The sequence below is a fragment of the Aquimarina sp. KJ22-3 genome (assembly GCF_055808215.1).
This window is the reverse complement of record NZ_CM147859.1, coordinates 1,262,730-1,287,628: the sequence shown is the minus strand read 5'-3', so window position 1 is coordinate 1,287,628 and position 24,899 is coordinate 1,262,730. Positions and strand designations below refer to the sequence as shown.

General features: G+C 36.0%; 27 protein-coding genes. 9 read left to right on the top strand and 18 right to left on the bottom strand.

Annotated elements, in window-relative coordinates; translation table 11 throughout:
• Nucleotides 1-45: 45 nt before the first annotated feature.
• From AC0L3Q_RS05620 to AC0L3Q_RS05610, 3 genes are all read right to left on the bottom strand, one after another.
• Complete coding sequence (locus AC0L3Q_RS05620; protein WP_473285687.1) at nt 46-921, bottom strand: zinc-dependent peptidase; 876 nt, start codon at nt 919-921, stop codon at nt 46-48.
• A gap of 156 nt (nt 922-1,077) precedes the next feature.
• Nucleotides 1,078-1,740, bottom strand: coding sequence for a GTP cyclohydrolase I FolE (gene folE / locus AC0L3Q_RS05615; RefSeq protein WP_473285686.1), 663 nt, complete (start codon nt 1,738-1,740; stop codon nt 1,078-1,080).
• Nucleotides 1,741-1,747: 7 nt separating this feature from the next.
• Nucleotides 1,748-2,152, bottom strand: coding sequence for a MerC domain-containing protein (locus AC0L3Q_RS05610; RefSeq protein WP_473285685.1), 405 nt, complete (start codon nt 2,150-2,152; stop codon nt 1,748-1,750).
• Between the two features lie 101 nt (nt 2,153-2,253).
• On the opposite strand from AC0L3Q_RS05610, the gene AC0L3Q_RS05605 reads away from it, so the two are divergent.
• The 4 genes from AC0L3Q_RS05605 (at nt 2,254) to AC0L3Q_RS05590 (ending at nt 6,562) form a co-directional block, all read left to right on the top strand.
• Entirely contained in the window at nt 2,254-2,886 is a 633-nt protein-coding gene (locus AC0L3Q_RS05605; RefSeq protein WP_473285684.1) for an ABC transporter ATP-binding protein, read from the top strand.
• A gap of 2 nt (nt 2,887-2,888) precedes the next feature.
• A complete protein-coding gene (locus tag AC0L3Q_RS05600; RefSeq protein WP_473285683.1) occupies nt 2,889-4,142 on the top strand; it encodes an ABC transporter permease in 1,254 nt (417 codons plus the stop codon).
• Nucleotides 4,135-4,575, top strand: coding sequence for a hypothetical protein (locus AC0L3Q_RS05595; protein ID WP_473285682.1), 441 nt, complete (start codon nt 4,135-4,137; stop codon nt 4,573-4,575). Before AC0L3Q_RS05600 ends, AC0L3Q_RS05595 begins: the two co-directional genes overlap by 8 nt.
• 109 nt (nt 4,576-4,684) lie before the next feature.
• A complete protein-coding gene (locus tag AC0L3Q_RS05590) occupies nt 4,685-6,562 on the top strand; it encodes a hypothetical protein (RefSeq protein WP_473285681.1) in 1,878 nt (625 codons plus the stop codon).
• 65 nt (nt 6,563-6,627) lie between these two features.
• Here the strand turns inward: AC0L3Q_RS05590 and AC0L3Q_RS05585 are convergent, their stop codons facing one another.
• The 8 genes from AC0L3Q_RS05585 to AC0L3Q_RS05550 all read right to left on the bottom strand — a co-directional run bounded on the left by AC0L3Q_RS05585 (nt 6,628) and on the right by AC0L3Q_RS05550 (nt 13,439).
• Nucleotides 6,628-7,452, bottom strand: coding sequence for a hypothetical protein (locus tag AC0L3Q_RS05585; protein ID WP_473285680.1), 825 nt, complete (start codon nt 7,450-7,452; stop codon nt 6,628-6,630).
• Nucleotides 7,453-7,679: 227 nt separating this feature from the next.
• Complete coding sequence (locus AC0L3Q_RS05580; protein ID WP_473285679.1) at nt 7,680-8,264, bottom strand: HupE/UreJ family protein; 585 nt, start codon at nt 8,262-8,264, stop codon at nt 7,680-7,682.
• Between the two features lie 18 nt (nt 8,265-8,282).
• Complete coding sequence (locus AC0L3Q_RS05575) at nt 8,283-8,801, bottom strand: DUF6702 family protein (RefSeq protein WP_473285678.1); 519 nt, start codon at nt 8,799-8,801, stop codon at nt 8,283-8,285.
• 63 nt (nt 8,802-8,864) lie between these two features.
• Nucleotides 8,865-10,085, bottom strand: a complete 1,221-nt coding sequence (locus AC0L3Q_RS05570) for a hypothetical protein (RefSeq protein WP_473285677.1) — start codon at nt 10,083-10,085, stop codon at nt 8,865-8,867.
• Entirely contained in the window at nt 10,028-11,068 is a 1,041-nt protein-coding gene (locus tag AC0L3Q_RS05565; RefSeq protein ID WP_473285676.1) for a carbohydrate binding family 9 domain-containing protein, read from the bottom strand. Before AC0L3Q_RS05565 ends, AC0L3Q_RS05570 begins: the two co-directional genes overlap by 58 nt.
• An 11-nt stretch (nt 11,069-11,079) precedes the next feature.
• A complete protein-coding gene (locus AC0L3Q_RS05560; RefSeq protein ID WP_073321446.1) occupies nt 11,080-11,616 on the bottom strand; it encodes a hypothetical protein in 537 nt (178 codons plus the stop codon).
• A gap of 145 nt (nt 11,617-11,761) precedes the next feature.
• On the bottom strand, nt 11,762-12,979 hold the full coding sequence (locus AC0L3Q_RS05555; protein WP_473285675.1) for a GTP-binding protein: 1,218 nt from the start codon (nt 12,977-12,979) through the stop codon (nt 11,762-11,764).
• 151 nt (nt 12,980-13,130) lie between these two features.
• On the bottom strand, nt 13,131-13,439 hold the full coding sequence (locus AC0L3Q_RS05550; protein ID WP_473285674.1) for a hypothetical protein: 309 nt from the start codon (nt 13,437-13,439) through the stop codon (nt 13,131-13,133).
• Between the two features lie 437 nt (nt 13,440-13,876).
• On the opposite strand from AC0L3Q_RS05550, the gene AC0L3Q_RS05545 reads away from it, so the two are divergent.
• Nucleotides 13,877-15,145, top strand: coding sequence for a S8 family serine peptidase (locus tag AC0L3Q_RS05545; protein ID WP_473285673.1), 1,269 nt, complete (start codon nt 13,877-13,879; stop codon nt 15,143-15,145).
• Between the two features lie 73 nt (nt 15,146-15,218).
• Here the strand turns inward: AC0L3Q_RS05545 and AC0L3Q_RS05540 are convergent, their stop codons facing one another.
• Complete coding sequence (locus tag AC0L3Q_RS05540; protein ID WP_473285672.1) at nt 15,219-15,605, bottom strand: Fur family transcriptional regulator; 387 nt, start codon at nt 15,603-15,605, stop codon at nt 15,219-15,221.
• Between the two features lie 234 nt (nt 15,606-15,839).
• On the opposite strand from AC0L3Q_RS05540, the gene AC0L3Q_RS05535 reads away from it, so the two are divergent.
• On the top strand, nt 15,840-16,352 hold the full coding sequence (locus AC0L3Q_RS05535; RefSeq protein ID WP_473285671.1) for a hypothetical protein: 513 nt from the start codon (nt 15,840-15,842) through the stop codon (nt 16,350-16,352).
• A gap of 82 nt (nt 16,353-16,434) precedes the next feature.
• Here AC0L3Q_RS05535 and AC0L3Q_RS05530 read toward each other — a convergent pair whose 3' ends face one another.
• The 5 genes from AC0L3Q_RS05530 to AC0L3Q_RS05510 form a co-directional block, all read right to left on the bottom strand.
• The gene (locus tag AC0L3Q_RS05530) at nt 16,435-16,596 is read right to left on the bottom strand and encodes a hypothetical protein (protein WP_473285670.1); all 162 of its coding nucleotides are present in this window, start codon (nt 16,594-16,596) and stop codon (nt 16,435-16,437) included.
• Nucleotides 16,596-17,261, bottom strand: a complete 666-nt coding sequence (locus tag AC0L3Q_RS05525; protein ID WP_473285669.1) for a hypothetical protein — start codon at nt 17,259-17,261, stop codon at nt 16,596-16,598. The genes AC0L3Q_RS05530 and AC0L3Q_RS05525 overlap by 1 nt, the downstream gene beginning before the upstream one ends.
• A 64-nt stretch (nt 17,262-17,325) precedes the next feature.
• Nucleotides 17,326-18,411, bottom strand: a complete 1,086-nt coding sequence (locus AC0L3Q_RS05520; protein WP_473285668.1) for a hypothetical protein — start codon at nt 18,409-18,411, stop codon at nt 17,326-17,328.
• A gap of 9 nt (nt 18,412-18,420) precedes the next feature.
• On the bottom strand, nt 18,421-18,939 hold the full coding sequence (locus tag AC0L3Q_RS05515) for a hypothetical protein (RefSeq protein ID WP_473285667.1): 519 nt from the start codon (nt 18,937-18,939) through the stop codon (nt 18,421-18,423).
• Nucleotides 18,939-19,478 carry an RNA polymerase sigma factor gene (locus AC0L3Q_RS05510; protein WP_473285666.1) on the bottom strand — a complete coding sequence of 180 codons (540 nt, stop codon included), beginning with the start codon at nt 19,476-19,478 and terminating at the stop codon, nt 18,939-18,941. The genes AC0L3Q_RS05515 and AC0L3Q_RS05510 overlap by 1 nt, the downstream gene beginning before the upstream one ends.
• A 159-nt stretch (nt 19,479-19,637) precedes the next feature.
• Here AC0L3Q_RS05510 and AC0L3Q_RS05505 point away from each other — a divergent pair, with 159 nt between their 5' ends.
• The 3 genes from AC0L3Q_RS05505 (at nt 19,638) to AC0L3Q_RS05495 (ending at nt 23,256) form a co-directional block, all read left to right on the top strand.
• The gene (locus AC0L3Q_RS05505; protein WP_473285665.1) at nt 19,638-22,043 is read left to right on the top strand and encodes a TonB-dependent receptor; all 2,406 of its coding nucleotides are present in this window, start codon (nt 19,638-19,640) and stop codon (nt 22,041-22,043) included.
• Between the two features lie 3 nt (nt 22,044-22,046).
• The gene (locus AC0L3Q_RS05500; protein WP_473285664.1) at nt 22,047-22,901 is read left to right on the top strand and encodes a DUF4249 domain-containing protein; all 855 of its coding nucleotides are present in this window, start codon (nt 22,047-22,049) and stop codon (nt 22,899-22,901) included.
• A 169-nt stretch (nt 22,902-23,070) separates the two neighbouring features.
• The gene (locus AC0L3Q_RS05495) at nt 23,071-23,256 is read left to right on the top strand and encodes a hypothetical protein (RefSeq protein ID WP_473285663.1); all 186 of its coding nucleotides are present in this window, start codon (nt 23,071-23,073) and stop codon (nt 23,254-23,256) included.
• 145 nt (nt 23,257-23,401) lie between these two features.
• Here the strand turns inward: AC0L3Q_RS05495 and AC0L3Q_RS05490 are convergent, their stop codons facing one another.
• Nucleotides 23,402-24,868: a S8 family peptidase gene (locus AC0L3Q_RS05490; protein ID WP_473285662.1), complete on the bottom strand. Its 1,467-nt coding sequence runs from the start codon at nt 24,866-24,868 to the stop codon at nt 23,402-23,404.
• Nucleotides 24,869-24,899: the final 31 nt, after the last annotated feature.

Here is a 24,899-nt window from a genome sequence, read left to right as displayed (position 1 = left end):
CATTGATTGTTTTATAAATTAAATATACTCCCTTTCTATTAAAAACTAATGTAATTCTTCAAAATATCTAAAATTAAGCATACGTACTACATACCCGTAAATATTGGGGAATTTAGCCTTTAACTTATCTGGAGATTCCATAAACACCTCTATAAGCACTGCGATAAATTCGAACTTATCGGTAAATGCATACTCTCGCAGGAGGTTGGCTTCTACAATTTGTTTTCGTATTTCTATAGCTCCCAAATATTCCTCCAGCTCCAAAAATGTATCGTAAAAGATTTCGGAGCTAATATCATTCTTCTTTATAGAATTGTAATGAATCGCATGGGTAATTTCGTGCACGCCAAGATTCCTGCCATGATCTTTGTTCTGTTTCCCTTTTAGAAAATGTTTCCATGACAATGCCAATGCCTTTGATCGAGGATTAAACTCTCCAATATTTTCGGTTTGATTTAGAATCGAATAAAAGGATTTTGGATACAGTATGATGGTACTTAAATACGCCAACAAATAATGTCTCATCCCAAAAGTAAGCTGGATAAACATCATCGTAATCTGCATCTTCATAAATCCATCTACTACCAACCCTTCTCTACCTACGAAATGAATTTCTTCCAAAAAGCGAGCACATCTATGCTCAAAATATTTTCTCCTCTTTTTATCGAGAGACTTGTAAAAATCATTTTCTTCTAAGAACTCTTCGAGATAAGAGGGTAGTTTTTTAAGAGAGGGATAAAAATGAATGAAATAAGGTTTCTGCTTGTGCTTATAATACACGGACTCCATGTAACGAAGTACATAATAGACACAAATAGAAACGATTCCAACAGTCATTACTACTCCAATAATATTTTGAAGTATAGAGTTAGAAACTTCTTCTTCCTGAAGCACTAATAAAAAGAATACATAACAATTCAAAAAAGAAAAAATGTAGGTTAAGGCACTTAAAAATAGTATTTTAATAACAATTATCTCATTAAAATTGTTATTTAACATTATTTCCTAGTACTTATTCTCAACTTATTAGTGAAATTTGGTCCTTTTCCAAAAAGAGATACTTCTGCTATATCTTATCTAATCTAGTTGAAAACTTACCATATCAAAAAACTCTTTTCTTATCATAGGATCGGCAAATTGCCCTCCAAACTCTACAGTAGTAGTAAAGCTGCTTTTATCTTTAATACCTCTTGAAGACACGCAAAGATGTTTGGCATTTACCACCACAATAACATCTTCGGTTCCTAAGGTTTTTTGAAGGTCTCTAAGAATTTGCAAACAAAGCCTTTCCTGCACTTGTGGTCGATGTGCATAATAATCCACTAACCTGTTTAGTTTTGATAACCCTACCACTTTATCTTTGGGAATATATCCCACATGAGCATTCCCTACAATGGGTAAAAAATGATGCTCGCAGGCAGAGTCTATCGTGATGTTTTGTTCTACTAATATTTTTTGATACTCATATTTATTATCAAAAGTCGAAACCTTTGGTCGGTTTTCTGGATTCAACCCATAAAAAAGCTCCTTTACATACATTTTGGCAACTCTATAAGGAGTTCCCGAAAGGCTATCATCGGTCAAATCAAGCCCTAGTTCTTTCATAATTTCTGAAAAATGATGTTGAATACTTTCAATTTTAGCTTCATCTGATTTTTCAAAAGCATCGGCTCTCAATGGGGTTTCTGTAGCACTAGAAACATGTGAATCACCCATCATTTCTATTTCATTTTTATTCATCTCTACACTAATTAGTGGTACAACATTCTTTTTCGCACTGGCAATACTTCAAATTGTAAAAATGCAAAATTACAAGTGACAGTGAGCCTATATAGATCATCTCTTCTGGCAACGGAATGACCTCTAGTTTTTCATTGATGATAATCCCCACCAAAAACAACCAACTTGCCCAAAAAGCATATTTGATACTTGGTTTTGAAGTAGTTCTCATAGATCTACGAATGGCAAAATAAGAAAGTACCAAAAAAATAAGGTCTAGTGACTTCCACCAAAAGGCTTGACCACCTCCTATCATTGTTATACCGCTGTGCGCAACAAACACAAACGGGGTTAATAAACAATGGACTAAACACAAACCACTCGCCAGAATTCCTACCGCATCGGAGTTATTGCGTATGTATGATATATTCAAAGGAAAAATATTTATTATTTGAGAACGCAAAGATACTATATTTTTATAAATGCGACTTTGTTGCGTTAATTAAATTTATTTATTTTTGTCCAAACAATTTTATGTTACGTACCCAATCGCTTCGGTTTTCATATCAGGATTCAAAAAATCAGACTTTATCCTTTCCTGACATTACTATAGGACCTAAACAAGATCTTTTGATATTGGGCCCTTCGGGGGTGGGAAAAACTACACTATTACACCTTTTGGCTGGTTTATTACCAGCACAAAGTGGCGATATTTTTGTTGCCAATACGCATCTAAACACCCTCTCTAGAAAACAACTAGACAAATTCAGAGGGCAACATATAGGATTAATATTTCAACGTAGCTATTTTATAAAATCCCTGTCCTTAATAGAAAACCTCAGCCTACGCGAGCGAATTTCTAAAACGAAAAATGATCGATACCGCAAAGAGCAGTTGATCATGCAACTTGGGCTCTCTGATCTTCAAAATAAAAAAGTTTACGAATTAAGTGAAGGGCAACAACAACGTCTTTCAATCGCTCTTGGGGTTATTCATAAACCAAAAATACTGTTAGCCGACGAACCTACATCCAATCTTGATGATGTGAATTGTGAGAAAGTGATCTCTTTGCTCAAAAAAGAAGCCGAAATATGCAAGAGTAATCTAGTGATCATTACTCATGATCAAAGAGTTAAATCCCATTTTGATAACCATATAATCCTGTAAAGTTGTTATATCTAGCATACAAGAATCTAATTTCTAAACCTTTAAATACTTTTTTAAGTATTTTATTATTAATGCTTAGTATTTCGTTGGCTACATGTATTTTGCAAATAAAAAATCAACTTAACCAACATCTAGAAAGCAACATAAAACCATTTGATATGGTTATCGGTGCCAAAGGAAGTCCATTGCAACTGGTACTTTCATCTGTCTTACATATTGACAATCCTACCGGAAACATCTTTTTGAAAGATGCTCTGAAGATTAGCAAAAATCCCATGGTAAAAGAGGTGATTCCGGTTTCTTACGGAGATAACTACAAGGGATATAGGATTTTAGGCACTTACGATACTTATCTAACACAGTATGGGGCAAAAGTACGTGAAGGAAAATTGTTTGAAAAGTCTTTTGACGTTGTATTGGGAAGCTATGCAGCTCAAAAATTAAATTTACAGCTTGGAAGTACCTTGGTTAGCGCTCATGGTTTGGCAGACAATCCTCTCGAAACTCATGACGAAAAGCCTTTTACCGTTGTTGGTATATTAGAACCTACAGAATCTGTAATCGATCATCTTATCATTACCAACCTGGAAAGTATTTGGGAGGTACATGAACATGGGGATGAAGAGGAACACACAGAAGAGCATGATGATCATGAAAAACATGAAAACGAACATGAAGAAGAGCATGACCATCATGAACAACATGAGGATGAACGAGAAATTACCTCCTTACTTGTAAAATTCAGAAATCCTTTGGCAACTTTACAACTTTCCAGACACATTAATGAGCAAACATCAATGCAAGCCGCACTTCCTAAATTTGAAATAGAGCGGTTGATGGAATTTTTAGGTATCGGTTTTCAAGCGATAAACAGCATTGCTCTTATTATATTGATAGTAGCCGGTCTTAGCATATTCATCAATCTCATAAAAACAGTACGAGAAAGAAAACAAGAATTAGCACTATTACGGACCTACGGAGCCAGTTCGATTCAGTTGTTACAATTGGTATTTTTTGAAGCATTGTTCTTGTCAATATTTGGTTTTCTTCTAGGATGGTTACTAGGAAGATTTGGTGCCTGGCTGCTTTCCTTTTTTACACAAGATTTATATGGGTATAGTTTTGAGTTTAGCCTTCCAGACAATAGAGAGCTTTTAATACTATTTCTGGTAACTTTAACGACCTTTTTAGCTGCGATAATCTCTTCTTTATCTATATTTAAACTGAATGTATCAAAAACAATTGCGAATGCATAAAGTAATCCTGGCAATCCTATTTCTGATCATAAGCCACGGCACATTTTCTCAGGAAAAATTAACCTGGGAGGACTTTGCAGATGTGAAGTTTTCTAAAGTGTACAGCCCAGTATATGATGATATTTTTTTAAAACCGAAATTTGGAACTGGCATAAAATCTTATGAAGGTCGACGAATTCGAATAAAAGGTTATTTTTTGGATTTTTCCTTAGAAGATGATGAGTTCTTTTTACTATCTAAAAATCCCAGAGCATCTTGCTTTTTTTGTGGAGGAGCAGGACCCGAGAGTGTTTTAGAAATTATGTTTAGCAAAAAACCCAATTTCAAGACTGATCAATTAGTAGAAATCACCGGTGTTCTTATCCTTAATCTTGACGACGTGGACCACTGTAATTATATCATAAAGGACGCTACAGGCAAATTAATTCAGTAAATACTCATAACTTTACCAACTAATTTTTTAAACAATAATAATTTCTTAATAAACTGTAGTTTATATTAAACTTCGTTATTACAGCACAATCTTATAATTCACGCATTAAATGAAAAACATAATTTACATTGGGTTCCTTTTTGTAGTATCTCTACTACAAGCCCAAGACAAAAACGTACAAGTCCCTAAAAGTTATAGCAATATCCATAGTGATGAAAAAGGGCTATACCTTGCTGATGGAGATCAACGTTATTATGCCGCAAAAGCAGTTGCGCAATATTCATTACAACAACTGTTTGGAAATCCAAAAGGAACCGAAGACGGTGTTGTCTTAGATTTTGGAGATTTTGAAGGAAATATTACCTATGGTCTTATCCCTTACGGAAAAGCACCGCACCCCTTACCTGTTTTTCGTTTTGTTAAAACATTAGTAGAAGGAAAAGCAGAAATCAACATAAAAAAAGATTTTAGGTATCCTTATGATTTTGTGGATTGGCAAGAAAAAGAACAATTGCATTTCGGGTACCGGTTAAAAGATAAAGATGGAATGATCGTATATGATGGAGAGATTTCTTTAAAAGGCAAAGGCCCCTTTGAAGCCGTACCAACCATGTATGAAGGTCCTTTTGTAAACAAACTTACAGATACCAGCGCTACGGTTTGGTTTAATACAACCATCCCAACAAAAGCGCAATTGCATATTGACAACCGGGTTATTGAAAGCCCAGAAGGAACGCATCACGAGATCACTGTTTCTAATTTGAAACCTGGACAAAAATATGAGTATAAGGTTGGATATGGTGTATTTGAACAACAATATCACCTTACTACTGCTCCCAATCCGGGAAGTCGTAAACCGTTTGTTTTTGCATATACTAGCGACAGTCGACATGCAACTGGTGGTGGAGAACGTAAAATCTATGGTGCCAATGCCTATATCATGAAAAAAATGGCTGCTGTAGCCTACTCCAATAACGCCACTTTTGTGCAATTCAGTGGAGACATGATCAATGGATATTTGACTACCAATAAAGAAACGCAATTGCAATATACCAATTGGAAAAAAGCAGTAGAACCATTTTGGCATTACATGCCTTTTCAAGTGGGTATGGGAAATCATGAGGCCCTTGGGCACATATTCAGAAATGATCAAGGACAAAGCAGAGGGTTCGTAGACAAGTTTCCTTTTCACACCTCGTCTGCAGAAGCTGCTTTTGCCGAAGCTTTTGTAAATCCTTTGAACACCAGTCTTAAAAGTGAAGATGGGAGCTCATATGATCCCGATCAAAACGAAGTTGATTTTCCGAGTTATGCCGAAAATGTATTTCATTACATTTACGACAACCTAGCAGTTATCGTCTTAAATAGTGATTATTGGTATGCTCCAAGCTTATCAAGGAATACATCAACATCCGGTGGATTGCACGGGTACATTATGGATAATCAATTGTCTTGGCTTAAAAAGACCGTTGCCGAATTAGAAGCGAATGACAATATCGATCATATTTTTGTGACACAACACACCCCCGTATTTCCTAATGGAGGGCATAGTCGTGATGATATGTGGTATAGCGGAAATAATGAGAAAAGACCTGTAGTTGCTGGTAAACCTCTAAGCAAAGGGATCCTTGAACGCAGGGATGAGTACTTGGATATTTTAATCAACCAAAGTCAAAAGGTTGTAGGTGTACTTACTGGTGATGAGCATAACTACAATCGTTTGAAATTGACTAAGGAAGTTCCGATCTATCCAGACAACTATCCTCATAAAAAACTAAATGTATCAAGACCTATTTTTCAAATCAACAATGGAGCTTCGGGAGCACCATACTACGCTCAAGAAGTGTTACCATGGAGCAAATTCACTGAAGCCTTTAGCGTCGAGAATGCGGTCTGTCTCTTTTACGTAGATGGAAAAAAAGTATCCATGAAAGTGATCAACCCAGATACTTTAAATGTGATAGATGAAATTATTCTAAGGAAATAAAATTGAAACATAAAAAAAGCCTGTGTCCAAAATAACACAGGCTTTTGTTTTTCTAAACTATTCTGTTATTCTTCTTTCAAGGTAACGGTACGAGTTACTTTATTAAATGGACCAGGAATCAATTCTCCTGAAGCATCTAGTAATTCTAGTTGAATAGTAACCTCTCCCATCGGTAATCCTTTCATAACGTGAGGTACCCACTCGGTAATCATAAATTCGTTACCGTTGATAGTAGCTCTAACTTTATTTCCTTCTTCTGACAAAGTAGTATTAAGTACAAAAAAGTCTAACAATACCGCTTGGGTATCTTTACCCTTGTATTCTCCTTTTGGTCGGCTATAAATAAGTGTTGGAGCTTTCATGTCTAAACCAACAGCATCTTCTGGGTTCTCACCTATTTCTAATTTGCGAACCACCACGGAGTTTTCATTCTTTACAGATTCATGAAAAGATCGGCTTAAAAAAGCTACCAAATGATGAACTCCTTCTGGCACTTCTTTTTTAAATGTTGGCTCATAATGTGCAGAATACGGCTGGTTATTCAGAATAAAGTGGATGTGTTGTCCTTTTCCAGAGTTCGCTAATTTTTGAGCATTTTCTCCTTCAGTTTGAGCGCCTAATTCATAGTTCTCAACTTTGAAAGCAAAATCCATCTCTCCGGCTTTACCCTTAATGGTTTCTTCTCCATCCAAAATTAATGAAGCATCAGCATATGCGGGAGAACCTTTTAATTTTTCAAGTGTAATTTTTGGCTCTTCTACTTTTTCGGTAGTTTCAGTAGCAGTGTCTACCGTTTCTTCCTCAGTAGTTTTTTTCTCTTGTTTACATCCTGCTATCATAAACAAGGCTAGGCATACTGTAATGATTAAGTGATTAGCGTTTTTGTTCATTTTAATATAGTTTTAAGTATTAGTCAATTCTATTCAAGTTTTATTTTTACAAAGTAGATCCCAACTAGGGAGTTTTAGATCTACGGTTACATTTTAAAAGAAAAGCAAGCAAAACATATGGTAATCAATAACAAGGTTCTATTCAAAATAGTGCGATTGCTTAAAAAGATCATTGAGCTTACAAGATATTCTTTCTGTATCAAAAATAACAATAACAAAGTTATATATCACCCTCCATTAATCGCATTTAATAAAATTGTTCCTGCGATCCCAAAACCAGCTCCAGAGACAAATAAATTCCATTTAAAATGCTCTCCTTTGATAAACTTAGTGTAAACCCATAAGGAAATCATAAACAGAAATACAATAAATAGCTGCCCTACTTCTATACCAATATTAAATGCAAACAACGGCAGAATGATACTATCGCTAAAAAGCATAAATTTAAAATTACTTGCAAATGCCAAACCGTGAATTAAACCGAAAATAAGTGCGATACCATACTTAAATTTAGTGTCCGAAAAATTACCATGCTTGTTATAGTTGATAATATTTGCCAATGCCGTAATCATAATAGTGAAAGGAATTAGCATATCAATAAACTTGGAGTTAGCCGGAATGATATCCAAAGCACTAAGTATCAACGTTCCACTATGACCAATTGTAAAAGCTGTAATAATGACCAAAATCTGCTTCCATTGTTCTAGCTTGAAGGCTGCGCACAAGGTCATTACAAATAATAAATGATCATAGGCATTGATATCTACGATATGATGCCATCCACTAATAAAGAAAGAGCTTAAATTATCCATGGGTACTTCTAGTATGTATTATAAATTAAGAGATATAGGTTTGTCGAAAGAAGTGATATCAAAATAATTCTCTTCGATAAAAGGAGGTAGCCGTACCGTAATTCTATTGGATTGTAGAAATCCAAATTCCTCAAAAAACAAAGTATTTTCAATACAGATCTGATCACCTTCTTTAATCTTAGGGATATCCCGATAAAACTTTATCGAGATCACATTTTGTTTTTCCATCACTTCAGAGGATTTATATTTAAAAGGAAAATACTCGTCGTTAATTGAAACTTTATAGTATCTAGCAAAATAGCTTTCAATCCCCCTGATATCTGTCTTTGATAGGTTTGATAAATTAATATTTTTTGTAAAAGTGTCATTTATGCTAAATGTAAAGTCATCTATAAAAAGTCTACACTCCATTATGAAAGTGTTGGTTTTAGCATTGTGTTCGATTAATGACGATGTTAATTTGATAGGATGCGAACTGTTAAATGACGTTGAAAGAAATAACACCCCTAACAACAGCAGTATTTTATAATTTTTCATTTTTAGAACTTTAATTTTTTACTATTTCTTAATTCAACAAAAGTTGTGATTGGGCTCATATGATTAAAATTGTTTTAAAAAGGTAATTTTACTAATGAATTGTGTGGTACGCTGCACAGGATCAAAGGCATCGGTTTGCGTATCATTAAATACCAAATAGATAAATGATAGAGGCATATACTCCCAACTAAAACGTACATTCCATCGCCCTTGCTCATCAAAACTATTGTATTGATAAAATGTCGACAGTTGGACTCTTGGATTAAGCGCCAATCTTAGACTGGCCGTATATAAATCGGTATTCAAATCTTGTTCTAAAATTCCTACGTCATCTATATTGTTATGTTCATAATCCGCAGACAACGCAACATGAGGAAGTGGCGCATACCGCAATCCAGCTGTAATTGTAGTTCGTTTACCATTGTAGAAATTTCCAAAATCATAACGAATTGATCCAGATAATTTTTTGGATTGATCAGTATTATATCGCAGCAAAAATCGAGTATATTGATATTCTCTTTCTTCAATTTCGAGGCCTAAGGGAGCAAAATTGAAATTAATATTTTGCCAGGTAGGAGTAAGTGATGCTTCGACAAAGCTATTGTCTTTAAACCAGGTATAAATTGGAAAAATATAGATACTAGCTTGTTGAAAATTTCCAAAATCTTCAAAATCGTGGTAATAGTTGAAGAATGCTCCTGGATCCCATCTTCTCACAAAAGGCAAGCTTTTTGGTCTTACGATAGCATATCCTCCTGGGCTATGATACATCACATCTTTTTGAAAAACGAATCCCATATCCGGGGAATAAGCATTGCTCACAAATGTATTGAGGTATCCCAAGTAATATTTATTAGTTCGAGCCCCGGCAAATAATCTTCCGGCATACCCCGTATCCCCTTCACTGTCTAATGAAGTAGACAATAGATAAGAAATAGTAATCTCGCTTTTTGGACGCATGAATCCATCAATAGAAATAGTGGTGTTATTCTGGGAGGAAACTCCCAAATCGCTTGAAGAGTCATCTAATCTATAGGTTACCATGGCTCCAACATTATTCTCTTTACCGTAGTTTTGCATATATCGAGCCACTCCAAACGTACTGGCAGGACTATTATCTGTATCACGCTGGCGAACTGCAAGTGCTGCAATAGTTCGATTTTCATTTCTATCCGTATATCTTACCCCTGCATCCAAAGGAGCTGGCGCAGCATTAAAAGTATTTTCTAATCCAATGGTTCTGCTAAAGAATGGACGTAATTGCGAGTTCCCCCTCCGGCCCAAATACCAGAGTTTTCTAAGAAAAACTGACGTCTTTCTGGAAAGAAAATATTAAATCGTTCTAAGTTATTTACCGCCCTATCCACATCAGCTTGTGCAAAATCGGTATTAATAGTAAGATCCAAAACCGCATTAGGATTGATTGCCCATTTTACATCTCCCCCTATTTTAGGCTCGCTTGATTTATCGGTAATCATACTCCCAGCCTTATTCTCATCGTATTGATATAACGTATAGGGTTCTACTCTGATATTAGCAGAAGGTGGCGGCACTTCTAAGCCCGTAAGTTTTGCAGCATATACCATTCTATTTTGTGAAAAAGACTGAGGAATGGCCGGAAAAACAGTTTTTTCAAAATCCTTCCTAGCTAGTCTATAAAAAGTAATCCCCCATGCTACTGGAACACCATCTACCGGTTTATCATAGCGTATGGATTTAAAAGGGATTGCAAATTCTGCATAGTACCCGTTATCTGTCCGTTGTGTTCGAACACTCCATAAAGCATTCCAATCTCGATCAGAATTACTATCATTAAAACTCTGTAAATCCAATTGGTTTCCATAAGGCGTGGTCTGAAAAGAGGCTGCATATTGCTTGGTATTTTGAGCGTCTATTTGAATTCCAAAGACATCGTTTTCTCCACTATTAAAATCTCTTCTTAGGTCCTGCATCCGAACTCCCTTTTTACCTAGTGAATCCGCGGCAAATACTGCAAAATATAGATTTGAATTATCAAAAAGTACGCGAACCGTGGTTGGGTTTTTAATGGTTCCTCCTTGTACCGGTTCTACTCTAAAAAAGTTTGTAATTGGTGCTGCATTTTGCCAATCGGCTTCATTCAATTTACCATCAATGGTTATTTTTCCAGTAGTTCTGGTAGCTCTTATTTCTTCAGGAGTTTCAGGAGGAGGAAAATTTTGATCTCCCTCTTGGGCCCAAGAAGTACAATGAAACATAAAGACTAAAAAAAGAATGAACCTTGACATAGTTTATATAATTAATTGAGTGGAACCTTCCCGTAGGCCAGTACTCTTTCTTCTATGGTCCGTGGAGGATAAAAAACCTCGTTATCAGAATGATACACAAAACTCTGTGTAATTACTTTATGCGTTTTCAAAGTTTCTCCCAAAATAGAAGTCTCCAAAATATGCCTCTGCTGTTTTTGTAAGTGCCGAGATGCTAAAAGCATCCTTCTCAAAATCGGATGGCTTTGCTTCAAAAAATAATCTGGCAGTGTTTTATCCAATGCTAACAACGCATCACTAACTTGAAAAAGAGATTCACAATCGGATTCAAGCGCTTCTTTGTAAAACAAATTAGTGTGTTTGGTAATAAAAACAGCCTGAGTAATCTTTTGCTTTTTAATCAGGGTTGTAAGACTTTGCTGAGTCGGAACATCCCAATTAAAACTGGCTCCAAGGGCCGTATAGAAAAATGATTTCGTACTACAAGTTTGACTCAAAACATTTTCTATATGGTCCGTTGGGCAGATTAGAAACAGACAGTTTCCATATTCCAGTTTATTGAAACTCATATCTTATATATTGCATTGAATACTTACTATACATCAGATTTTCAGTTATTGATTTGGTTCTTTAGAATACCCAAGTGTATTCTACTTCAACCTTTCTTACAGTAGCGTTATTAAAAACAATTCTACCTAGCCAAAACTACTTGTGCTAAAATGAATTTTCCTGGTATCTACTGATTGGCCAATTATCTGTATTTCCAAATAATCCGCTTTTCCAGGCAATACTCTCTTTATCAGTAAGCAAACATTTTTCTAGCTGAGCAGTAATCTCGTCTACATCCAAGTGTTGCCCAATAAAGACCAATTCAATTTTACGATCTCCATAGACTGTGTCCCACTCAGATTCTATCATATCTTGATTTTGTAAAAACATCGGATAATTCATCCGCTCATTAAAAGGCATAGAGGCCCACCAAACTCCAGCAGGATCTGTTTTTAAAGATCCGCCAGCAGAACTCCATATCAAAGCTTGGTCCGATCTGGATGCCAGCCAAAATAACCCCTTACTACGTATCACATTGGTGGGAAAAGTATCTCTGGCAAAATCTAAAAATCGATCAGGGTGAAACGGTTTCCGACTTCTAAAGACGAACGATCCTATTCCATATTCTTCAGTTTCAGGAATGTGTTCATTTTCTAATTCACGTATCCATCCTGCCGAGTTCTCTGCTTCCTCAAAATCAAAAAGCCCCGTATGAATCACCTTGTCTAATGGAATCTGAGAATTTTCAGTAAAAAATATTCGAGCTTTAGGATTAAGCTTAGCAATAATATCACGTACATTATTTAATTCTTCTTCGGTTACCAAATCTACCTTATTCAACAAAATCACATTGGCAAATTCTATTTGATCGGTTAAAAGATTAACGATAGTTCTATCATCTCCTTCTATATTGGTTAAATCCCGATCTACCAAATATTGAGGGCTCGAAAAATCTTTTAAAAAGTTGTAAGCATCAACTACTGTAACCATTGTATCCACATAGCTGAAACGACTAAGGTCGATGGTACCATCCTCACTTTCAAAACTAAAGGTTTGAGCTACTGGAATAGGTTCGGAAATCCCTGTACTTTCTATGATCAGATAATCAAATCGGTTTTCTAATGCTAGTTTCTCTACTTCGACCATAAGATCTTCTCGTAATGTACAGCAAATGCACCCATTTGACATTTCGACCAATTTCTCTTCGGTTCTAGATAGAGTATTTTGATTTTCGACCAGGTGAGCATCAATATTAACTTCACTCATGTCATTAACAATGACAGCAGCCTTGAGCCCTTCCTTATTATGTAAAATATGATTCAGCAAAGTGGTTTTACCCGCTCCCAAGAAACCACTTAATACGGTAACCGGTAATTTATTCATGTATTTTGAATTAAGATATTAAAAGCATTTTAGCAGTTTAGCTATCTATGTAAATAAGTACATAGCAGCTAAGCGATAGCTCATGGGCAAGTGACAATGAACTATAAATCACCTATATCTTTGAAATAGGTTTATTCTTTAGAGATAAGTTCTAGGAAATAACTGTAGGAGGTGGCTTGTTGTATAAACCTCTTGGTAAAGTGATGAAGTATCCAGAGGTCTCGTAACAAAACCTAGTTGTAAGTTCCTGAAAATTGATGTCAATCTTTTTTTCCAACTCAATGAACGTAGAACTTGAGAAAGGAGTTATTTTATGAGACACCTCAACCATATCGCACAATTCGCAATGGATTTGGTCCTCATCTTCAGAAAAATGCACAAAATCATGAACATTAACAATTCTAAGAAGTAGAAAAGCTAAGACAAAGCAATAAGAATACATCCGTCTTTTATTATTCATGTCCATTGGGTAAATATACCAATTAATCAAAAATCAAATCTTAAGACTTTTATAATAATTGAAATTTTAAGGATTACCCTCTCAATTTTGTTCAAAAAAGAAATATGCTGGTTAAACAAACCGAGAGAATTAACCAAAGATAAAAATGGAGAAATCATTAATTTTAAGTTAAATCTTAGTTAAAAAATGTTAAAAATAGTTAAAAAACACATGTAGTCCAAACAAGTATTTCCTACTCTTTAAAACCTGAAAGATTTTTCCTAACAAATACTTCTAAGCTCCTAATTTTACTAAAGCAACATTGTTGCAATAAATTAATTACCTCATCCAAAATTACATCTTATTTTTTAATTTCCAGCCACTTACCCTACGGTTTTACCCTACGAATATTTTTGATTGATTTAATACATTTGAGTCCTAACACAAATTAAACTTATATGAAAACTTTTAGCAAAATTGCCATGGGCGCTATGCTCTCGGCACTGGCACTCACTTCGTGTCAAGACGACATCGTAACTGAAGAAGTTGTGGAGTCTGTAGTAGAAACTACAAGCTTCGAAGGGAATATCATTCCTGGGCAGTATATCGTTGTTTTTAATCCGGAAAAAATACAGCCGGCTTCAAAAATTCTAGCCAAAACATCATTTACAAGCAGAGATGCCAAAGCCAAAGCGGTAAGAGAAATCTCTGAAGTTTCTATGAAGCAAATTAACACGATTTTGCTGGACAACAATGTCGATCAATCTAAAGTGATCGATTATTACACTACAAAAATTTCTGGTATCGCTGTAAAACTAAGTGATAGTGAATTTAAACTACTATCCAAAAATCCTAGCGTTATTGCGATCGAATTTGACCGAGTAGTTCAGCTTCCTAAATTTGAGGTAGAAGAAGCAATCACAGGTGATGCTGCTGTAAAAATGCCTCAGCAAACACCTTGTGGAATTTCTAGAGCTGGTGGAGCTGCAAATGGAGCTGGAAAAGATCAATGGATTTGGGTAATCGATAGTGGTATCGATTTGGATCACCCGGATTTAAATGTTGTAACGAACACTACTTACGCGAGATCTTTTGTAGGAGGTTCTGCAAACGATTGTAACGGTCACGGAACTCACGTAGCTGGTACTGCTGCTGCAATCAACAATAGCGTTGGAGTGGTCGGAGTTTCTGCTGGTGCTTCTGTAGTACCTGTTCGCGTATTTGGATGTAGCGGTGGAAGCAGTACTTCAACTATACTTTCCGGTATTAATCACGTTGGGCGTTATGACATTGCCGGAGACGTTGCCAACCTAAGTTTAGGAGGATTCTTTGGATCTGGATGTTCTAGTAACTCTTCTTATCGTAGTGCCTTATTGGCTCTAGGAAATGGTGGTACTCTAGTTGCCATCGCAGCTGGAAATAGTAGTGCAAATGCTGCTAGTTACCAACCAGCATGCGTAAATGGAACAAATATATACACTGTGGCTTCAATGACTTGTAATCGAGGGTTTTCGTCTTTCTCGAATTACAACATGAATCCAATTGATGTAATTGCTACTGGTAGTAGTGTTCGCAGTACTTACTTAAATGGTGGGTATGCTACTCTTAGTGGTACTTCTATGGCTTCACCTCACGTTGCAGGTATCATGCATGCAAGAGGTAGCGGACCAAGAACTTCTGGTTCTGTAAGTAATAGAGGAGAAAATTATCCCATTGCTGTAAGATAAATAGGATATTCATTATTCATTTTACATTGGGAATGTGTAGTTACAGCCACCTGTTGGAGAACAGGTGGTTTTTTTACGCTTTACATTTGTTACAAACGCCTATAATCAAGAACTGCGTTTCATTAACGGTAAATCCTTCCAGATTTGGAATACTAAGTTTATTAGGCAAACAAGTCACTTCCTGACATTCCTGGCATTCAAAATGTATATGATTATGAATATCGTGTGATACTCCACAACCATTACACAATGCATAATAGGCCTTTCCATTTTTACCGGTCACAAAATGCACCTCTCCTTTTGCAGCAAAACGATCCAAAATCCTGTAGATTGTAGTTTTATTCACTTTTATAGGCATTGCTGCCATAATATCTTCGGCAGACATCGTATGTTCCGTTTTTGACAAAATATCCTTTACTAGGTTTTGCTTTTCTGTATTCCTGGTTTTCTTCACTTCCATGATGTACTATTCAACCGATTCCTGCTATCGAAATTACGGATTTTTTTGATTATCAGAGATGGCTTCACAAAAAGAGTACAAACCAAAACCAAAACATTCATTTAATTATTTGAATAATTTTATGAAAAATTTAAACTATTCCCGTATATTTCTTAAAGAAATAATAATATTAGAATAATTTAACAAAAAACAAGTTCTATATAGATTTGAACAATAAATCAATTAACCAAAATCATGAAAACACTTTCTAAACTAACAGTAATTGCAGCAGTACTTTTATTAGCTTCTTGTAAACAAAATCCTGCAGAAACTCCAGAGCATAAGGCAATGGTGGCAGATCATACAGAAATGGAAGCCTCTCACGAGACTATGGCCAAGGAACATGCAACAATGAAAGACGATCACCAGGAAATGGTAGACGCTCACAAAGCTATAGAAAATGACTCTCTTCACTTGGTGACTGAAAAGAATCATACGTCTTTGTTAGCTAAACATGAAAACCTTATTTCTGCACATCAGGCATTAATCGCAAAACATGCAGAATTAGAAACCAAACATGCAGCTGGAGAAATTACTTTAGAACAAATGACAACAGAACATGCTTCTATGAAAACAGAACATGAGTCTATGGAAAAAGAACACCAAAGTATTACTGCAGAACACAAACGCATTCAGGAAGAAGATCAAAAAATGATAAAAGAAGATCAGGAAAAAGCTAAAGAAGAAGAAACTGATAAAAGCGAATAAACTGATTCTTTTCTTTTTAGAATTACAAAAGGCAAGCTCAAAAGAGCTTGCTTTTCTTTTTTAAGGAGTTCAAAATGTAGTATCAAAAATGAACTCTTCTGGAAAAATTATTCTTTTGTGGTATCCAACTAAAATTAACCGGGTGCCAGTTTTGATTGCCGTTTTGAGCAAATACTTGTTGATCTTCTGTATAGACCTTAACCGTATGAATAGGTACTCGTTGCTCTTTTGAATTACTTTTCATTAGTCTAACTGTTTTTTGTATCGATTTCTACCCATATTGAATATTCCTAATTTTATTCCTATCTCGCTGGTAAAACCATTGATACGATCTATAGGACTGTCCACCAATTCTATTTTGCTCGAAAACCGATATTTAATTCCTGCCTCTATTTGCGCATATCTGGAGATATTAAAAAGTACATTTACTCCAGGTTCTAAAACAAATATTGCATCCAAATCATCATCATCCACATCAAAATCCTCATCATTCTCAACTAGATCCCGATCTACATATCCTACTGCACCACCTCCTATAAATAGAGGAAAAGAAAGACTTACCCTTGATTTACCAAAAAAAATAGGTTCGAAATGAAACCCTGCATACCCAGCAAACAAATCATCATTATCTTGTGTTCTAGGGTTAAAAATATTTTGCCTGGAATATAAGCCTTTGGTCAAAAAACCTACTTCAAATTGTTGATTGGCCACATAAGCAACCTTGAAACCAGCGACATAGGTATCCTCCCCTTCAATTTCACCATAACCCATTGAAAGACCCAAGTATACGCCATGCACCACATTCCTGCGGTCATTAAAAGTAATGTAATTACCTTCATCTACCTGTGCATACCCTCCTAGAGTAAAGGCAGTTAATAGTAAAAATAAAATCGATTTTTGATTGTTCATTTTGTTCGTTTTAATTGATTTTTATTGACAATGAAGTTTTGTTTGTTAGTACAACCAGTATCTTTTAATCATTGATCGTTACAATACCCTTTGATCCTTGAATAGATATCAGTCCTTGCTTTTCCTTTCCAAAAGTAGCATCGATCTCTCGTAATTTTTTAAGCTTGTTCAGCATCGTAGAGTTTACGTTCTCAAAAGATTTCGGCAAGCGTACTACACCTTGTTCTAATTTTGCTGTAAAACGATGCGAAAATCCTGCAACTTTAAGGCTGATTTCTGAGGATTCCTGTTCTATTTCTATTTTCCCTTTGGGGTTGGCAATATGTTTTATTCTGAAATCTGCGATTTTCATGATCAGGTTCACATCCTGAGTTAAGCGATTCAAATCCATGGTAGTAAACTTTAAATCCCCATAGATAGATCCCACCTCATCCAATACGATATCATCTTTATTCGAATAAATCTCCAATGAACTAATCGCATTGATTTTCATATCTGTACCATCACTTTTGATTTGTAAACTTTTGGCATCTTTCATTTCTAATTCACCATTTTTGATGGTGAGTTTAGCATAACTCAAATTATTTGCTCTTACTTTTCCAAATTTCAATTCGATATCGGCTTTATTCAAATCCTCTCCTACCCAAAGATCTCCATGTTCTATGATTGCTGTTAATCCCCCACTCCAATCTTCGATAAAAACATCTCCAAAGCGATTGGTTACTTTAAGTTTCGCTTTTTTGGGTAAAAAGACCTCGTAATCAATTTTCACATGACTTCGATCAAGATCAATAGGGTTATTACGATTAAAAAAATCAGCAAACCATCCTGTATTCTTATTCGTAATCTCTGAAGTAATAGAAACATATCCACTTGCCGACCTAAAGAGTGGTTGTATTCGACTTAATAAATCTTTTGCATTTTCTTTTTTACGATGATTTACCTTTATATCGATGACCACAGCCACTTTGTCTTGGTCCCATCCAGTCATGGTTACGTTTCCATACTTATTTTCTAGTAGTAATTCCCCTTCATTAGTAAGAGGAAAACTCTTTTCTATAGTTTTAGATACGCTTTCTTGCGCAGTGCCAATGGGTATCCAAAGCAATACCCACAGTATGTAGAGCACCAATTTATAACGTGTATCCATAATCATCTTCTATTTTTTTGAATCGTTTATCTTTTGCAATAATCTCTGGATAAGCTCTATACGCTTTTTGTAGTTGGCTACAACAGCTTCTAGCACACGCTCATTATCCAAATTGTTTTGCATTTCTAAACGCAGGGTTTCATATTCTGTATCCAATTCATCCATAAAGGACAAAAACTCGGCTTTATCCTCTTCTGAAAGATTGGGGTTTTTCTTTACCAATTCGACCTGATAGGCAACCAGATCCTTATAATGCATATTGATTTCTAACAACTCTTTCGAAACATATTGATCCTCTCCGGCACTCTTATTAAACATAGACAAGCCAACAAAACCTCCCACACTTACAATTACAGCAATAACCACAGCGATGCGTAGTAAAGATGATCTCCAAAGTGGGATCACTTTGGTTTCTTTTTCCTTTTCCTGAAGTTGAGCAGAGATCTGTGCCCAAAGTTTTGCGCGATCAGCCTTATGTTCGTCAAATTGAGCAGCGTTCTCTCGTATATGTTTTTCAAAATTATCCATCACATTTCGCTTATAATTTCTAGTAATTTTTTCTTTGCCCTGTGGTATTGCGATTTGGAAGTACTGGTTGATATTCCCAATATTTCTCCGATCTCCACATGGTCATAGCCTTCTATTAAGTATAGGTTGATAATCTGTCTGTAGCCATCTGGTAATTTGGAAATACCAGATTTCACCTTTTTAATATCTACTGGGTCGGCTTTTATAGGTGCTTCATCTGCTAGATGATATTCATGAGCATCCATAGGTACCACAGGAACCCTTTTAGTCTTCAATCTGTTGATACTCTTATTAATGACAATTCGTTTTAGCCAAGCTCCAAAACTACTGTCATACTTAAAGTTATTCAGGTTTTTAAAAGCGTCTACAAAACTATCTTGTACGATATCTTCTGCTTCTTCCTTACTTCCCAAAAAACGCATACCAACATTATACATCGCATCCACATACAGCCCATACAGCTCAAATTGAGAACTGCTATTCCCTGCCTTGCATTGCTCGACTAGGGTCTTGTGCGTAAAGCGGATGTCGGTTTCCAAAGGGTATTAGGTTGATGTCTTGATGTTGCTAAAGACAAGGTAAAAAATAAAGGGTTGCATCTAGGCATAAAAATTTTAAAAAAAGTTTGCTCATGCAACTCTCTATTTTTTGGGTTGTCATTAGTGGTGAAAATTTTATAAACCATAAAAAATCAAAAAATGAACAGTCAACCACAACTGTCCTCAGTTACCCAACCTAATCGCTGGTTACTGTGGCTATTCTTTTTAAGTTCCGTCATAACAATGGCACAAAACAATCACACCGTTAGTGGAACCATTGCCGACAAGAGCAATGGAGAAAGTATTTTTGGAGCTACAGTATTCCTTAACGGCACTAACATTGGCGGTGTTACCAACGAATACGGATTTTATTCTATTACTGCTCCCGAAGGTTCTTACGTTCTTACCATTTCCTATATGGGATTTAGTGATGTTACCATTAATATCGATCTTACTCAAGATGTAAAACATGATGTTGAAATTGATCAATTAACTTCAGAACTTGAAGAAGTTGTTGTTAAGGCCGAAGGTGTAGAACGTGCTATTCTTCGTAAACCTGAAATGAGTGTAGCCAAGATGAATATTGGTACGGTCAAGCAAATGCCAGTAGTTCTGGGTGAAGTAGACGTTTTGAAATCCCTACAAATGCTACCTGGAGTCGCCAACAATGGTGAAGGAACTGGTGGATTTCATGTCCGTGGAGGTGCGCAAGACCAAAACTTGGTATTGCTTGATGAAGCCATCATTTACAACACTTCGCACATGTTCGGTTTCTTCTCTGTTTTTAATGCTGATGCTATCAAAGATGTAAAACTCTATAAGGGTGGTATCCCCGCACGTTTTGGAGGTAGAGTATCTTCGGTATTAGATATCCGTCAAAAAGATGGGAACAGCAAAAATTTTGGATTGACCGGAGGAATTGGACTCATCTCTAGTCGCCTAACTGCAGAAGGCCCGCTCTTTGGGGATAATGGTTCCTTTTTGGTAGCGGGAAGAAGATCGTATATCGATTTGATCCTAAAAGCGTCAGGCGAAGACAACAGTGTATCCTTTTATGACCTCAACCTTAAAACAAACTACAAGATCAACAAAAACAACAAGTTATTTTTGAGCGGGTATTTTGGTAGAGATGCTTTCGAACTTGGGAATAACTTTGATAGCAGTTATGGAAATACTTCGGGGAACTTGCGTTGGAATCATATTTTTAACGATAGAATATTCTCTAATCTGTCTGCTATATGGAGTAAGTATGATTATGATTTAGGGTTTTCACAAGATCAATTCGAATGGATCTCTTCCATCACGAATTACAACCTCAAATACGATGTAAAGTATTATTCAAGCGATGCACTTACGCTGGATTTTGGGGTAAACGGAATTTATTATGATTTTGATCCGGGTCAAATTAAGACCACGTCAGATACTTCTCCGGTTAATCCGTTAACCTTAGACCCTAAACGAGCTGTTGAAGGTGGTGCATATATCAACGCAGAATATAAAATCACCAAAAATTTAAGCACACAACTAGGACTACGCTATAGCACGTTTTCAAGATTAGGAGGACAACCTATAGCTCAATATGCCAATAATCAACCTGTAGTATATAACCCAACTTTGGGGATTTATGAAAGAGGCCAAGAAATTGGAGAAGAAACTTTTTCCAAAAGTGACGCCATAAAAACTTTTGGGAACTTTGAGCCCAGAATATCTCTTGCTTATCTATTAAATGAGAATTCTTCGGTGAAAGCAGGCTTTTCTAGAACTGCACAATATATTCACTTATTATCTAATACCTCATCGGTTACCCCATTGGATGTATGGACGCCTAGTGGTCCATTTATCGAACCTCAATTATCCAATCAATACGCCATAGGATACTTCCGTAATTTTCTGGATAAAAAATATTCTTTAGAAGTAGAAACTTATTACAAAACAGTAGACAATCGTATCGATTATATTGATGGATCAGAGCTGATCGGACAAAACAATATCGAAACTGAGATTCTAAATGGCGAAATGCGCGCCTATGGTCTAGAAGTGTTGCTTCGCAAAAACATAGGTAATTTTAAAGGATGGATCGCCTATACCCTTTCCAAATCAGAGCAACGTACTCCTGGAGGAATTGCAGGTGGGCCTGGTATCAATAACGGAGAATGGTATAATGCAGTTTTTGATAGGACTCACGATATTTCTATTTCTGGTTCGTATCGATTCAATGATCAATGGAGTTTTGGAGCCAATATGGTCTTCCAAACCGGTAGACCTGTCACCTATCCCAATGGTCAATATGAATATGAGGATCTATCTATTGCGAGTTATGCAGCAAGAAATTCAGATCGCTTGCCTGCCTACCATAGAATGGATGTTTCTTTAAATTATAAGCCTAAAAAATATCAAAACAAAAAGTTTAAAGGAGAATGGGTATTAAGTGTCTACAACTTATACCATCGAAAAAATGCGGCCTCCATTTCTTTTGGACAAAACCTGGAAACCGGAGCTAACGAAGCTACCCGAACCGCCATTTTTGGTATTGTTCCCTCTATAACATACAACTTTACATTTTAAGCCATGAAAACAGTAGTTAAACTTATTATAGTAACAATCGCCATCATTTTTACATCTTGTGAAGATGTTATTGATGTTGAAGTACAACAAGGTCCTGAACGACTGGTCGTAGAAGCCTCTATCGATTGGGAGAAAGGAACCCCTGGTAACGAACAAACGATCCGATTACGTAAATCAACACCATTTTTTGATACCAATACTAACACTGCAGTAACAGGAGCTTCGGTAGAAATAACCAATATCAGTACTCAAGAACAATTTGTTTTTACAGATCAGAATGATGGAACCTATACTACAGATTCTTTTGTACCTGTTTTAGGGCAATCTTATTCACTTCGTATAGCCTATGACGGAGAAGTTTATACAGCCACAGAAACTATGACATCTGTTCCTGATATTACCAATGTTTTTCAGGATAGAGAAGATGGGTTCGACGAGGAGCTTCTAGAAGTTCACCTTGTATTTACGGATCCCGTAGATGAAGAAAACAATTATCTATTCAAGTTTCAACGTAGAGGAGACTTACTGCCTGAATTAGAAGTTGCTGAAGACGAATTTGTGAATGGAAATGAGATCGATTGGTGGTATGAACTAGAAGATGATGATGAAGACGGAGAAAATCAAGGTCCGTTTGCGCCAGGAGATACTGTAGATATCGAATTTTTTGGAATATCAAGACAATATTATGATTATATCAAAATTTTAATCTCTCAAATAGGGGGTGTTGGTCTTTTTGAATCCACTCCTGTAGCGGTAAGAGGAAACTGTATTAACGAAACAAATCCCGATAATTATCCTTTTGGCTATTTCAGATTGACAGAAGTGGTAAGAACGAGCTATACATTTACAGAAGATTAGGTTTGGTTGGTTTGATGTCGAGTGTCAGGTTCCTAGGGCCTGGCACTTTTTTTATTGTATATAAATTTCCATTGGAAGCCTTCGTTATCAAAATGTTACTTTTCGTTAATTATACTCAAAACAGGTAGTTTTTACGTAAATTATTATTCAAATCTTAAAACCTAATATTATGTTACACCGTATTTTAAATCTTAATGGAGTAAAAACACTTGACAGCAATCAGAAAAAAACAATACACGGAGGTGCCTGGCCACAAACCGAAGAAGATTGTTATCGATGCGGAGGTACCAGCTGGATTCCTACTCCGCTCAATGGAGGTTTATGCGAACTCCCCTGGAACTCTCCTTGTATCTAGTTATTCGCAAACGATATGAAAAGAAAAAAGCGAGCATGAATATATGCTCGCTTTTTATTGATCATCTTAAATGAGTAAACTAAGATGAAAACCTAAATTCCTTAGATGTTGTATACATCCATTAAGCTTTCTTTTCTTTTAAAAATTACTGTACGGCTTTAAGAACATCTATTTTGCCGAAACCATATCTGTTGCTACGATTAGGATAATATTCACCCGCTTTTTGCATTTTATCCAACACCTGTTCTCTTGTCATATCTGGATTAGTTGCCCATACCAGTGCTGCTATTCCTGCAGTGGTCGCTGTTGCAATCGAGGACCCTCCTACTACATTTCTAACATCTGATCTGTACCCTAAAACTGGCATTGTTCTATCTCCATCGTTATCCCTTTGCATCATTACAGTAAAGTCTATTTTTCTTCCATCATGACATATATTACAACGTTTACCATTCTCTCTGATACCTGTAACTGCTACCGTTTCTCTCATACTAGCTGGAAATATTACTGCATACCAATTAGTAAACGTGGTAGAAGTACCTCCTGCAGCAACAATCATCTTCCCTTTAGAATGCGCATATTTTACTGCGTCTTTTATATTTCCTACGGTCCACACCCATCCAATAGACATAGATATAATTTTTACATCAGGCCGATCTGCCAATTCTATAAGCGCTTTGCTAACTGATCTTCTTTCTTTTCTACTTTCTAAAAGTACATCCCCTGTACCTCTGTAGGACACCAAATTACAATTGTAAGCTACTCCTACAGGCATTGCATCATCATTTCTTGGGCCTGCAATTGCAGCAGACATAGCTGTACCATGACCACAATCGTCCACTACTGAACCATCAAAAGTACCCAACTTCTCAACCGTTCTTCCTGTTGAAAAACCATCATTAAAATCACTTCCTAGAAACTTTTGACTGTCAGAAATACCAGAATCGATAATTCCAACAGTAATTCCAGCACCAGTACTATATTGCCAAGCTTGAGGGATATTATGAACATCAAAAGTCCAGGGAATCCAACTATTAGGCGTAGTTACTCTATAGTCATTGGGATTAACTAGTCTTCCATCTCTAGCGCAACCAAAGTTTTTTTGGTTTTCTTCATTCAATTCATTTTCTAAAAAGAAGGTATACGAATTGGGTTCTAAATATCTTACTCCTTCCAATTTTTGAAGGGCTTCGATGGTCTTCAAGTTGGAAACTTTAACCTCGACAGATTGTAATATTTCCTGCTCTTCTATTACAAAGTTGGATTTGGTTGTATTTTCATTTGCTTTCAAAACAGCAAAGATATTTTCCTTTATCGTATTAATTTCAGGTGATTTCTGGCCAGAAAAATGTACTTCTTTTCCATATCCTATACTTAGATATCCATCACCATGTTTTACCGCACTCCATAATACATTTGCAGGTGCATCAAACCAGAGCAGATCTCCTTTTTCTTGCAATTGCTCTTCTATGTAGGTATTGACCTCTGTAATAGATAGTAATTTTTGATTTTGTTCTATAACAGATTCGTTAGGGATCGTTTCATTCACTTTTTCTTTTGTACACGATACAATAAGAACTAAACCAATGATTAAAAATTGAATTTTTTTCATTTGATAAGATTTTCGAGTTTGTGTTATTTGT